The sequence below is a fragment of the Gardnerella sp. DNF01205 genome (genome assembly GCF_049244135.1).
GTDB classification, from domain to species: Bacteria; Actinomycetota; Actinomycetes; order Actinomycetales; family Bifidobacteriaceae; genus Bifidobacterium; species Bifidobacterium leopoldii.
The window spans coordinates 1,490,898-1,503,972 of record NZ_CP058378.1 but is presented as its reverse complement, the minus strand read 5'-3'; the positions used below and the strand labels follow the sequence as shown (position 1 = coordinate 1,503,972).

Sequence of the window (13,075 nt, the reverse complement as noted above, 5' to 3'; positions counted from 1 at the left end):
AATGTAGCGATAATAGTAGGGGTCAATATTCTAAAATACTGACCCCTACTATTATTTTGTAAACTGCTTATAATTCATAATTTTGTTTACTTTTATTTTGCATGTGCAAAATTTAAAGTCTTGCAGCTTTCTTTTCTTTCTTTTTTATGACAATTCCAACTATTGAGCAAACTATTACAACCACTGCTAACGGCGTATAAAGGTAATATGTAAAGCCAAAAGTATAATTATCTGAAGGAAGTGCATGACGGCTTACTGCGTCATAATTCATAAGAAGTGATGCAGCTGCCAAGATGAGTGCAAATACAATATTTGCAACGGGCTTATTTAAAAGCGTAAACAATAGTATAAGAAGTATAGATGCGATCAGTGCAATTATGAGAACAACATTTATTATTGCTTCATTCTTGAGCCAGTCATTTCCATGAGAATTATTAGCAAGGCAGAAATATAACCTAAGATTTTCTAACATCGATAAATCGACAGCGTCAATATTTTTAAAACCTATTTCTTTTGCAAACAAGATGTCTGGATTTGATGTCAAAAAATTCCTGTATTCTCCGTACGATGAAGAATATGGCAGAAGCAATCCAATTAAAGCAATGCCGCTAAAAATAAGATTAACAATCTGGTGAATTTTTATTTTTTTCATATTTTCCTACCTATAAGACTATTTAGAGTTGTTAATTTGTTTTTTTGTTTCAATATTTTATCAGTAAGATTTAAAATTTGCCGCAAGGTAGTGATTAAATGATGATAGTCGGTGCAGAAGCAAGTGAGCTTTGAGTATTCTTTGAATATTGAGGTATTGCGCCGATCGCAATTGGGCCAGCAATTGAGTTGATAATTGGGCTATCAATTGAAATAAAATCAAGCAATTAAGAATGCGGAATATTGTAACTAAAGCGATTATGCTATTGCAGTAGAGCTATTTGCAATAATGCTGTTAGCAGTAATGCTATTTGCGATTATTCTGTAAATTTCATACAAGGAGTAGGTATGAATAAAGCCCTTATTAACATTGATTATACGAATGATTTTGTGGCAAGCGATGGCTCTCTTACTGTGGGCGAGCCTGCGCAAAAGCTCGAGAAGCGTATTACTGAGATTTCGCAGGAATTTCTTGACGCCGGTGAGTTCGTGGTTTTTGCGATTGATACGCACCATTTGAACGATCCGTATCATCCTGAAACTAAGCTTTTCCCACCTCACAATATCGCAGGAACTCACGGCCAGAAGTTATATGGCGCGCTTGGTGATTTTTACGAAGCAAATAAAGATAAAAGCAATGTTTATTATATTCATAAGACTCGTTACTCGTCGTTTAATGGCACGGATTTGCTGATTAAGCTTCGCGAACGTCACATTGAAGAGCTGCATTTGGTGGGAGTTTGCACGGATATTTGCGTGCTTCACACTGCTGTCGATGCGTATAATCTTGGATTCAAGATTGTGGTTCACAAGGATGCCGTTGCAAGCTTTGATCCTGCAGGTCACGAATGGGCTTTGCGCCACTTTAAGACTTGCCTTAATGCGGATATTGTAGAAGGCTGAGAATTTTAGCTAAAAATATTTAAATAATTATTCAATAGTTATTGAGAATAATAGGCGCTGGTTGCTTTAAGCTGCCAGCGTTTTTGTTTATTCGGAGTGTCGACTTGCTATTAATGAGAATCATTATTATTATTAATAGACGTTGTTAAAAATCTTCCATAATTATTTGCGAAAAGAAGAGCGCATATAACGATAAGAAGATGAAGTGTAGAGAGCGAAATAGTAATTATGACTCAGGTCATTAGGAATATTGTGAAACGTGCTTTTGCAATGGCAAGTGTTGCAATACTTGCCATTGCCGTGCTCGCATCAGGATTTAGTGCAGCTTTACCGGCAGTTGCATTAGAAAATGGTAATCCTGCTGAAAAATACGATCCTACAAAAAAGGAAGTGCTAAATCACGGCCATACAGACGTGTTTTACCCAATTCAATACAATGGTAAATTCATTATGGCCGTCGAAAAAGACGCTGCTACTTTCTTAAAGCCTGAAAACACTACTTTGCGCGTAGCTAAAAGCACGTACACTACAAAATCGCAACTTCCTGCTCTCGCTACTGAATACTACTATCTCGATAGTTCCGGAAATCAAAAAGGGAACCCTCTTTTCCCGGGTTGGGACACAGGTTATGCTGCATCTTTAGTTGGCGCATCTCACGCAGATGATGCAACAGCAGATATTGCAATTCAGCAAGTTACTGGACCAATGAACGGGCGCATTCTGCTTTGGACTACCGATGGCATTGGAAAAAATTCGAAGAAATTATCATTTGAAGAGAATGATTTAGACGACGAACCTGATACTGATGGCAGTCGATTTATGCTACCTGGCGTAATTCACCAACATACTGCTGGCCACGTGCATGCAAACTGGGGATTTACGCAGCCTGGCGTTTACAAGCTAAAAGTAGCAGCAACTATTACAAATAAGAACACTAAGAAGCAGATCACAACCGAACCTGCAGAATACACTTTTGAAGTAGAAGATACATATTCAGGCGAAGTACCTGCTTCTGGCATTACGGAAACGCTTGATTTGCACCGTCGCGGTGATTTTATTAATCCTGACGATGATGAAGAAGCGCACGAAGCTTCCAAAGATCATAAAGACACAGATAAAGACGATGGCGGCGATATGCGCATCGGCAATATTCGTGATTCCGGGCCTCATCCGCATTATCATTCATACGAAGGTTATGGTGGTTTAGACTTAAAAGTAGTTAACAAACCAAAGGGTGCTCGTATTGAGTGGAGATATGTGCGTGCTGACGAAGGTCCTGACGCGTATGGAACCACTCTTTTTGCTGAGAGATTGCAGCTTCCGGCTGAGCCTGCAATGAACAAGATGAAAGTGTATGCTCACGCAACTGAAGGTGAAACGCAAGTTGGCAAAGATACTGCGTCTGCAACCATCGCCGTTGAAGATCACGGTGCCGACGGACATCCTGTAGTAAAAGCAATTGCTCCTTATAAGCGTTTCAAACCAGGGGATACTTTACACGCGAAAACAGTATTGCTTAACCCTCATGTTGCAACCGACGGTGTTACCGGTGCGCCAATTGACGATCCGACAAGTCCAGTAACTTCCATTGTCAAAGATTATGTTTGGTTGATGAAAAAGGAAGGAGAAAGCGAATTTAAGCGCATTCCGGGTGCTGCAAGCAGCAAGTTGGAGCTAAAACTTGATGCGTCAATGCAAGGTGCAACGATTCGTCCTTCCTTAGTTTTAAAGAACGGTGAACTTTACCGTAATAAAATGTTTGATGAGTTTTGCGATTATGTTATTGAGATGAAAGGTGTTCCTCACTCTCATAACCATGATGGCGATGATGATCAAAGTGGTTCTGATTCTGAAGATGATGAGAACCCTCACGGGAAAAAGCACCATGAGAAGCGTCATAATAAGCGCAAAAATAAGACTAAGCATTTCGCTGGTGGAAAGAACTTTTTGAAAGGCGTATTCGGCGGTGCTGCAAATTCTGGACTATTCGGATCTAGCTCTAATGGTGGATTCCAATTCGAATCTAATTTCTTTAAGAAATCCAACAGAAAATTCAAGCGCACAAAGAAGAATCGCAATAAGACTAACCGCACTAATCGTAAGAATAATTCTAAAAATAATACGCAAAGTGGTGCTAGTTCTGGTTCTAGTTCTTTTACAAGAACAGAAAATTCAAGCGGAACATCGTTACATAATTCATCGCGACGAACTTCTGGCGGAACTCATACTAAGAACAAGAGTTCTAAGAAAAGTGGACAGACTATTCGTAATTTCGTAAGAACAGATAATAATTCTGGTAATAAGTCCAAAAATAGTTCTGTCAATAACTCTGATTTTGTTAAGAATACTGAACACCATGCTTTGCAAGGTGCAAGGCAATACAACGAAGAATCTGATGAAGCGTATGAAGATGATTCAGATGATACAAAAGGTGATAGTTCCTCGACTAAGTGGGTTGCGGTTGCAGCTTCAGGTGCGAGCGTCGGCTTATGCACAATAACTGGTGCATGCGGTGCTTTGGTACGTCCTAGATTGAAATTGTTGTAAATAGTATTCGTATTATTACTAGAAAGTTTAAATGATGAATTACAAACAAAATGAAACATTGCAAGTAAAACGAAAGCATGCATATTCTACTGCGTTGCTTGCGCTCATATTTTCTTTAGTAACTTTGGTTGCATCTTTATGTGCACCAAATCCAATGCAAGAAACTGCTTATGCCACTGAAGGCAATCAGCCAGTTATGATTCAAGCAGGTCATGCTGATTTTGGACCAACGCTAATCGACGGCAAATGGAAATTGAAGATTCGCGATGATACTGGTGATGAACCAGTGTGGCGAGACCCAGAAAATGTGGTATTTAAATTAGGTGGCAATTCAATAATTCCTATGCCTGATGACGCTGCCTACAGTTTTATTGGCGAAAAGCCTGGAACGAAGCTGTATGTTATTCCACAAACTCAGAATCCTGATGTGCCGTGGCTTGGTTGGAATACGCAGGAAGGTGGCGTGCTTAACGAGCTCGATCGTGGTGCAAACCTTTCGCTTGAAGGAGTAAGTGGTCCAGGCAAATTGCATGTTTACTTAGAAAATGGCAATAACAATCCACAGCAGCTTTGGGATAGTACTAAAGGTTATCCGCAAAACAGCTGGATTGAAACTAACGCTCATACTCACGTGAATTGGGTGTTTTCTAAGCCTGGAATTTATCATGTGAAGCTTACTTTTTCAGGAAAGCTTAAAAACGGACGCGCTGTAAGCGATACGCGTGTTCTTAATTTTGCAGTTGGAGATAATACCGATCCTAATGCTGCTTTAGGTGCGGGCGCTGCTGCTGGAGCAAGTGGCAGCGAAGGCGACGAAGAGGATCAAGATGAAGAAGACAACGATGAATCCACAAAAGATGAAACTAACAATCATCACAAACTCCTTCGCAACCAGCATAAGCATTCTCACAAAGTATCTGAAAAAAGTGATGATACAGCTTTAGTTCTTCAAATTGTAGGTATTTTTGTGGCTATTATTGCCGTAATTATTGTGATTTTTGTGCTAATAGTTGTAGCTAAAAGCAAGAAAGCACGAAATCTTGCGCTTGCTAAGCAAGTTTCTGCACAAGCTAATCAACAGTATGCAAATAATGCAAATTTTGTGAATAATGCAAATGGCGACAGTACTTTGTCAAATCTAGTGCGTGATCAAGAAACGACAGTGATGTCACCAATTAATAATTCTCAATATTCTCAATCAGACAATATGCAATCTGATGGTACCCAGTGGAAATAATGGTGTGACGAAAATGGTTCGTAATAGTATAAAGAAACTATCTCGCGCTTTGTTGGTGGGCGTGTGCTTGTGTGGCATGATGATGGGAACTCCCGCAGCTTTTGCTGACAATGGCAGTGACGCAACTGTTGTAAGCGGAAAGAAATCTTCTAAAGATTTTGACGCAATAAAGCAAGCTAATTTTAAAGCGTGTACGGCTGCTCGCTTAGATAAAACTGCTTCACAACCTGCGGCTGATAGTAAAGCTGTAATGTGTCACGCGTATAAAGGTCATGCTGATGTTTTTGCAACTTTCTTTGATAGTGCAAGCAAGCGCATAGTATTAGGCACCTTGGGAGATGCGTTTGAAAGTGAAGATCATGATGGCACTCGTTACGATACGAATCGACTTATTTTTGAAGTTGGTTCTAAAAATATCATGCAGCTTTCCAAAGATGAGAATGATCCGATAATAAAAGAAATCTACGCAACAACTCGCGAAGGTGTAGTCTGGTTCTTTGATCAATCTGGAGCTGGAAATACTGGTGCATTATGGCCTGGTTTAGATACTAGACCGTTATATGAGGGAGCTGGTTCTACAAAAGTTAACCCAACAGTCAAACTGTCATTAACTGGTATCGAAGCACCCCACAACGGCGAAGTTTTTATGTATACTCGCAGCGGTGACGATTATGAGAAAATGCTTGGTTCTGTTGACGGATGGCCGAAAGATGTTGACATCACTGAGACTGGTGGCAAGCATTCTCACATGTATTGGTCTTTTAACCGTCCTGGTGTGTACAAGTTAAAAATGAAGGCTACTACTACCGTTGGTGACGAGGAGCAAAGTTCTGAGCAAGTCTATACATTCCACGTCACTAATCATGATGTAACAGCTGGGGATTTTGCTGATTATGATGGCGCATCTTTTGATGGTGATGAAGATGGTGAAGATGACGAAGAAGATTCAGATGATAATGACGATTCTCAAAGTGAGGATCACAGTATTAATGTGCAACAAAGTAACGGATCTTTCTTCATTAACGGTAACAACAACACTGTGTATGTGACTCCATGGCCTGGAGCAAAAATGCAACAACAAGGACTTCTTGGAAGTAATAGAGGACTTTTTGGAAGTAATAACGGTGGTCTTATTCATGGGGAACATAACGCGAAAAGCGGAAAGCAAGATTCTCAAAGTCAGCAATCTACTTCGACAAAGTTCAAAGACATCAAGGGTGACAAACTCGTTATAGACCACGGTCATGTTGATATTGCTGTATATACTGGCGATTCAAATAAAGTTGATATGGCTGTGCAAGAAGATGTGACAGGAAGCCACGTCTTTAGAGACCCGGATACAGTTGTATTCGCAGTTGGTGATGCTGGTAAAACTAACGGCGTGTATCGTATACCGCAAACACAAATTGATGGTGTGCCATGGATGGGTTGGAATAATCAGTCTATGAATCCTCATAAGCCAACTCAATTGAGCCTAACAGGAGTTGAAGGTCCTGGAAACGTACGCGTTTGGATGTTTGGAGGTTTGGGCGGCGGAGATCAAGAGATTTTCTCCACTCAAGGAGCAACAGATTATACAATACCTGCAAATACGCATGCTCATGCGAATTGGGATTTCGACAAACCTGGATATTACACATTGCAATTCCAAGCTTCTGACGGAAATTCTACAGTAACTCGCAATATTCACGTTGCTGTTGGTGTAGATCCACAAGAAACGCCAATGGGCTCTGCTGGCGGTGTTGAAAACAATGAAGAAAAGGACACCAAAAGCAAAAAAGGTGGACCTTCTGCACCTCATAATCCAGCAAAACCTGCTAATTTGCCTCATTCTGGCGGCAATCATGGCAGCCGTGGAATCGGTTTTGTCGGTGGCGGAAATTCTTTTGTTGGTGGTCGTGGTTTTGGATCAAATAATTCACACTCTGGAAAACAATTGCCAAGAAAAGCTAAAAAGCATAAAGGTCTTGTTTCAAAAATTAGTAACAAGAGGCTTGCTAAAAGTTTGTACCGACAGAAGTTGAACGATAATGACGATGTTGTGAAGTCTGAAGCAAAAGGTGTAACAGGATTATTTAAGCGAAATCCTTTACTTGCTTATTCGCTTCTTGCTGGTGGAATTATTGCTGTGCTTGGCGTTTTGGGTGCAGGGATTTGGTATCTCTACAATCGCGGACTTATTAACTTCAACTGGCTGTTGCGCTATTAGTAGTAGGAGTGTGTAAGGGTGATTCATAGGCCCAGAAGAGTAAAGCAAACTTTGTTTTCTTCGATTGGTGCAATTGCAGTCGTCGCGCTTATTTTGCCGCTTTCTGCTTGTGGTAGTGCTAATGGGAATCGTGCAGGACATCGCGATGGTCGCATTAATGTAGTTACAACTACAGGCGTTTTGCGTGATATGGTGGCGAATGTAGCAGGGGATGCTGCAAATGTGAGTTCAATCGTACCTGATAATGCAGATCCGCACTCTTACGAGCCGCGATTGCGTTCAATCAGAGATGTTGTGTATGCGGACGTGGCTTTTAGTAATTACATGATGCTTGAGGAGCATGGTGTTATTACTGCTTTAGATGCGAATTTGCGAAAAGGCGTGCCGAATGTGCAACTTGCTGAAGAAAGCGTGAAACATGCGGCGGATATTATTCCAATGGTCGAAGATGTGTCGTTGGACACTATTTGGCTTGGTCTTGCTACAGAACGCCAAACTTCGCAGCTGGTTGAAGAAGCTAAAGATGCTAAAGAGCAGCAAAAATCTGAAGAGAAATCTCAAAAGAAATCTGATAAGTTGCAGTCTTCGCAATCTTCGCAGTCTTCTCAAGTTTCTCAGTCTTCGCAATCAAACGCGCCTTCCACTGTAACGAAAGAAGGACGCGCTACTGTAATAAAGCCAAAAGCATACAACATGAAGCGTTCGGACAGGATCCGCTTAACTGCAACTAAAGTAACTGGTCCTGGTTCGCTTTTCGCTTACCTTACTGGCACTTTTGGAAGTGTAGAAACTTACGTTAATTCAGCAAACGGAATTAACGATGAAGATCATGTGGATTTGCCTGCGGACGCGCACACGCATTTAAGTTGGGCTTTTAGTAAGCCAGGAGAATACACTCTCGGTTTTCACGCAGATATGCTCAATGCTCAAAACGAGAGGGTTGCAAGTTTAGGAAACGCAACTATGCGTTTTGCTGTTGGCATTAACGCGCAGAAATTAGCGAAAAAGCGTGGAGCTAGTGTAGTTTTGAATCAAGGCCATGCAGATTTGGCTTACGATTTAGCTAAACGCGGATTTTTGTACAGAGTTGACACTTTGCAAGAAAAGCGGTCGGTTGCGCCAAAGCGCGTGTATTATGAGCCGCGAGATGTAGTAGTAGAAGTGCCGACTAATGCTTTAAAAGAAATTCCAGCTGAACAAGGCTATAGATTCCTTGGATTTGCACGGCAGAAAATCTATCAACTTCCACAAGCTGTTCTTGGAAAACATGTTCACGGAGATATTGATCCGCATTTATGGCAGTCAGTGAAAAACGGAATTGCTTATGTGCGCACAATAGCTGACCGCTTGTGTGAAGTCGATCCTAAAAATGCTCGCAAATATCGCGCAAATGCGGACCGATACATTAACAAGCTATTAGATGTAGACGCGTATATGAGGCAAAAAGTGGCGTCAATTCCAAAAGAGCGTCGCAACTTGGTTACAACGCATGACGCTTTTGCATACTTAGGTAAAGCTTATGGCGTAAATATTGCGGGATTTGTAACAATCAACCCTTCAAGCGAGCCAAGCGTGCAAGATAGGCGCAGACTTTCGCAAATTTTGCGCGACTTGGAAATCCCTGCAGTGTTTTTAGAGCCGAATTTAATTTCTCGCTCGTCTGTGCTTAAAGAGCTTGCGTCTGAAGCGCATGTGAAAGTTTGCCCAATTTATGGTGACGCTTTCGACGCAAATGTGCGAACTTACGCGGATATGATGCGAGCTAACGCGGATTCTTTAGCGAAATGTTTGAAGTGAAAGTGTTAAAGGTAGTAAATATGGAAGAAAATGCAGTAATTTGCGCAAAAAACTTGAATATTTCGTACGGGAATCGCACTGTTGTAAAAGACGTTTCTTTTACCATTAATAGTGGCGAATTTGTGGGATTACTTGGCGCAAACGGTGCCGGTAAAACAACGCTATTTCGTGCAATTATGGGTTTGATTCCACATACTGGAAAACTCGAAGTGCGTGCTCCTCATATGGAAGGTGCAAAACTTAATTCTCGCGTATCTTACGTTGGGTATGTGCCACAACGTCACGATATTGCGTGGGATTTCCCACTTTCTGTTTTAGATGTAGTGATGATGGGTAGGATTCGTCATATTGGTTACGTTCGCCGCGCTAAAAAAGAAGATTACGAGATTGCATTAAACTCGCTTGAGCGCACAGGAATGGCTGATTTCCAAGATCGCACGATTGGAGAACTTTCTGGAGGCCAGCGGCAACGCGTGCTTGTTGCGAGAGCATTGGCTGGAGAGCCGCGTTTGCTTTTGCTAGACGAACCGTTTACTGGACTCGATATGCCTACTCAGGAGCTGCTTACCGATTTGTTCTTAAAATTGTCTGCTTCTGGTGAAGCAATTCTCATGAGTTCGCACGATATTATTGGCTCAATTAACTCATGCTCGAGAATAATGCTATTTGATGGCACTATTGTGGGTGACGACGATCCGCAACATTTGCAAACAGAACAGTGGGTACGAACCTTCCACGTAGCTCCGCAAAATCCGCTTATTAAAGCAGTTGAGCGCGTAATTGGTAAGGAAAGTGTGGTAAAAGAGTAATGTTATCTCCAATAGAATTTATACAAGATTTAACAAATCCTGACCTTTGGTTTTTGCTAAAAGCGCTTATTGTAGCGTGCCTTTCTAGCGTAATTTGCGGTGTAGTTGGATGCTATGTAGTGCTTAGAGGAATGGCGTTTATTGGAGATGCTGTAGCTCACTCAGTATTCCCAGGACTTGCTATAGCCTTCGTATTGCAAGGAAATCTGCTATTTGGAGGAGCACTCGCAGGAGTTGCAACCGCGCTAATCGTATCTATTTTTAGCCAAAACCGTAGGCTTCGCGAAGACTCATTTATTGGCGTATTTTTCGTATCTGCTTTTGCTCTTGGAATTGTGATTATTTCTAAAGCATCTGGCTACGCTGGATCCTTAGAATCCTTCTTGTTTGGCTCGATTACAGGTATTCCTGATTCAGATATTGCTGTTGTTGCTATTACTGGTTTGATTATTTTGGCTATATTATGCATGTTCCACAAAGAGCTTGTTTGCGTATCGATGGATCGAGAAACTTCGCGCGCAATGGGATTGCCGGTTGCATGGCTAGATGGAATGTTGTACGTGTTAGTGGCTATCGCTGTAGTTGTTTCCGTGCAAATTATTGGAAACGTGCTTGTGCTTGCTCTGCTTGTGACTCCTGCTGCAACTGCGCGACTGCTTACTGATCGGCTATCTAGGATGATGGTTTTAGCTCCTGTTATTGGTTGCGTTTCTTCGATTGTTGGAATGTATATTTCGTGGAGCTTTGATACAGCAACGGGCGGAACAATTGTGCTCGTAGCAACCGCTCTCTTTGTGCTCGCTTGGGCGTGCTCTCCTAAACATGGGTTGATTGCAAAAGTAGGTCGCAGCGTAGGTTTATAGCATGCTGCACAATAGAAAGCATGGTATCAAAAGGAAAACCTTCGCCAAGAAGTGCAGTAAAACCACTCAGTGATGAGCAAGTAAAGCTTTTAGCAAGTAAACACAATTTAGTTGACCCAACGTATTACTATCCGACAGGAAAACGCAAGCCAAATCAGGTAGAAATTGACGCGCAAAATCCTAAAGCCGCCGAAAGACTGCTCGAAGGAACGTCGCGCGTATTGCGTTCGCGCTGCAAAGTAAAGGCGTGGGGATTGGAAAACGTGCCAGAAGAAGGCGTGTTTATTACAGCTTGCACACACGTGACGATGTTTGACGTTTTCATACCTATGACTGCACTATTCCACCAAGGTCGTCGTCCGCGCTACATGGCAAAAGCGGAACTCGCTCACTGGCCAATCTTAGGCAAATGGTTCCAACTTGTAGGCATGCAGCCTGTTCCTCGCAGAAGCGGAAAAGCGCGAGAAATAGAAGAAGAATCTATTAAAATCCTCACCAATGGCAGACCTTTAAGTGTATGGCCTGAAGGAACAGTTACGCGCGATCCTAAAAAATGGCCTATGAGCATGAAGCCCGGAATTGGTATAATTGCTCTCGAAGCATCGCGCAGACTCGGACATCAGATTCCGCTATTTTGCGCGGTTACATGGGGTGCGGCAAGCATTAACCATTGGTGGCCGTGGCCAAAGAAAAATGTTGTAATGTGCTACGATACCCAACTCGATTATGCTGACTTGCTAAAGGGGAGTGAAAATTGGGGAGAGCTACCTCCTCTTGAATCTGCTGAAGAGTTGGCTCGTCGCGTGCGTGTGCGTATGACGCAGATCATGGAAGAAATTCGTGGAGAAAAATCTCCTGCAGGTTACTTCGATTACAGGCAGATGAAACGCGTTACGGAAGAATAAAAAATATACAGAAGAATAAAATAAAGTATCTTTTAAAAATCCCGTAAAGCGGCATGTGTAGAATTATGTAATAGTGTGATTACAAATAAATAGCTATACAGTAGCTTATAAAACTCACAACCGAAAGGCAGGACGTAAAACATGAACGTTACGGTGTTGGGTGCTGGTGCTTGGGGAACTGCGTTTGGACAAGTACTTGCGGATGCAGGAAATCAAGTGACAATGTGGGCAATAGAGCCGGAAATTGTTGAAGGAATTCGCGATCATCATCATAATGGCGTGCGTCTGCCTAGCGTAGAAAAACTTCCAGAAAACATGACTGCAACTGGGGATCGAGCAGAGGCTGTTGCGAATGCGGATATTGTAGTCGTGGCGATTGCGGCACAGTTTGCTCGCGTTGCGTTGGAAGGTTTTGTGGGTTTGATTCCACAAAATGCGATCGTTGTTTCGCTTATGAAAGGCATTGAGCGCACAACCGGCAAACGTATGGATGAAGTTGTGTGCGAAGCTTTGAACTTGCCGCGTAACCGTTTTGCTGCACTTTCCGGACCAAACTTGAGCAAGGAAGTTGCATCTCGCCACCCGGCTGCAGCAGTAGTTGCTTGCGCAGAAAAATCTCAGGCAGAAGTAGTTGCAAAAGCATGCTCAAACAGCTACTTTAAAGCATTTGTGTCAACAGACGTAATCGGCGTAGAAATGTGTGGCTCGCTTAAAAACGTGGTTGCGCTCGCAGTTGGTATGGCTCGAGGCGCAGGATATGGCGAAAACACGGCGGCTATGATTGAAACGCGCGGTTTGGCAGAATTGACGGCATTGGGCGTAGCAGAAGGCGCAGATTCGCGCACTTTTGCAGGTCTTGCTGGCTTTGGTGATTTAGTTGCAACTTGTGGATCTCCTCTAAGCCGCAACTATACTTTCGGTGCAAATCTTGGAAAAGGCATGAGCGTTGAAGAAGCAACTGCCGTAAGCAATGGTGTTGCAGAAGGCGTGCCAACCACAAGTGCAGTAGTTGCAATGGGCAAGCGTTTGGGTGTTGCAACTCCGCTTGCAAGTGCAATGGCTCGCGTGCTTGAAGAAGGAATTTCCTGCCAAGAAATGCTCGCAATGCTTTTCGACGACGACGTTTGCGAAGAGTAAGTAGCGTTTGCGAAAAT

Annotated in this window: 10 protein-coding genes; 9 read left to right on the top strand and 1 reads right to left on the bottom strand. The window is 42.4% G+C overall.

Annotation, left to right across the window (positions count from 1 at the left end; genetic code table 11):
• Positions 1 to 112: 112 nt before the first annotated feature.
• Positions 113 to 652 (bottom strand): hypothetical protein, encoded by a 540-nt coding sequence (locus tag HXT47_RS05965; RefSeq protein ID WP_162861592.1) that lies wholly within the window; start codon positions 650 to 652, stop codon positions 113 to 115.
• 347 nt (positions 653 to 999) lie between these two features.
• On the opposite strand from HXT47_RS05965, the gene HXT47_RS05960 reads away from it, so the two are divergent.
• From HXT47_RS05960 to HXT47_RS05920, 9 genes are all read left to right on the top strand, one after another.
• The gene (locus tag HXT47_RS05960; RefSeq protein ID WP_004106205.1) at positions 1,000 to 1,554 is read left to right on the top strand and encodes a cysteine hydrolase family protein; all 555 of its coding nucleotides are present in this window, start codon (positions 1,000 to 1,002) and stop codon (positions 1,552 to 1,554) included.
• A 228-nt stretch (positions 1,555 to 1,782) separates the two neighbouring features.
• Positions 1,783 to 4,101 (top strand): choice-of-anchor M domain-containing protein, encoded by a 2,319-nt coding sequence (locus HXT47_RS05955; RefSeq protein ID WP_112928817.1) that lies wholly within the window; start codon positions 1,783 to 1,785, stop codon positions 4,099 to 4,101.
• Between the two features lie 34 nt (positions 4,102 to 4,135).
• Positions 4,136 to 5,338 (top strand): choice-of-anchor M domain-containing protein, encoded by a 1,203-nt coding sequence (locus tag HXT47_RS05950; protein ID WP_112928886.1) that lies wholly within the window; start codon positions 4,136 to 4,138, stop codon positions 5,336 to 5,338.
• 13 nt (positions 5,339 to 5,351) lie between these two features.
• Complete coding sequence (locus HXT47_RS05945; RefSeq protein ID WP_112928816.1) at positions 5,352 to 7,547, top strand: choice-of-anchor M domain-containing protein; 2,196 nt, start codon at positions 5,352 to 5,354, stop codon at positions 7,545 to 7,547.
• Between the two features lie 51 nt (positions 7,548 to 7,598).
• Complete coding sequence (locus HXT47_RS05940; RefSeq protein WP_217428718.1) at positions 7,599 to 9,344, top strand: anchored repeat ABC transporter, substrate-binding protein; 1,746 nt, start codon at positions 7,599 to 7,601, stop codon at positions 9,342 to 9,344.
• Between the two features lie 20 nt (positions 9,345 to 9,364).
• Positions 9,365 to 10,153, top strand: a complete 789-nt coding sequence (locus HXT47_RS05935; RefSeq protein WP_162720539.1) for an anchored repeat-type ABC transporter ATP-binding subunit — start codon at positions 9,365 to 9,367, stop codon at positions 10,151 to 10,153.
• The gene (locus tag HXT47_RS05930; protein ID WP_064340515.1) at positions 10,153 to 11,016 is read left to right on the top strand and encodes an anchored repeat-type ABC transporter permease subunit; all 864 of its coding nucleotides are present in this window, start codon (positions 10,153 to 10,155) and stop codon (positions 11,014 to 11,016) included. The genes HXT47_RS05935 and HXT47_RS05930 overlap by 1 nt, the downstream gene beginning before the upstream one ends.
• 20 nt (positions 11,017 to 11,036) lie before the next feature.
• The gene (locus HXT47_RS05925) at positions 11,037 to 11,921 is read left to right on the top strand and encodes a lysophospholipid acyltransferase family protein (RefSeq protein ID WP_064340516.1); all 885 of its coding nucleotides are present in this window, start codon (positions 11,037 to 11,039) and stop codon (positions 11,919 to 11,921) included.
• A gap of 141 nt (positions 11,922 to 12,062) precedes the next feature.
• Positions 12,063 to 13,058 carry an NAD(P)H-dependent glycerol-3-phosphate dehydrogenase gene (locus HXT47_RS05920; RefSeq protein ID WP_004106227.1) on the top strand — a complete coding sequence of 332 codons (996 nt, stop codon included), beginning with the start codon at positions 12,063 to 12,065 and terminating at the stop codon, positions 13,056 to 13,058.
• Positions 13,059 to 13,075 lie beyond the last annotated feature (17 nt).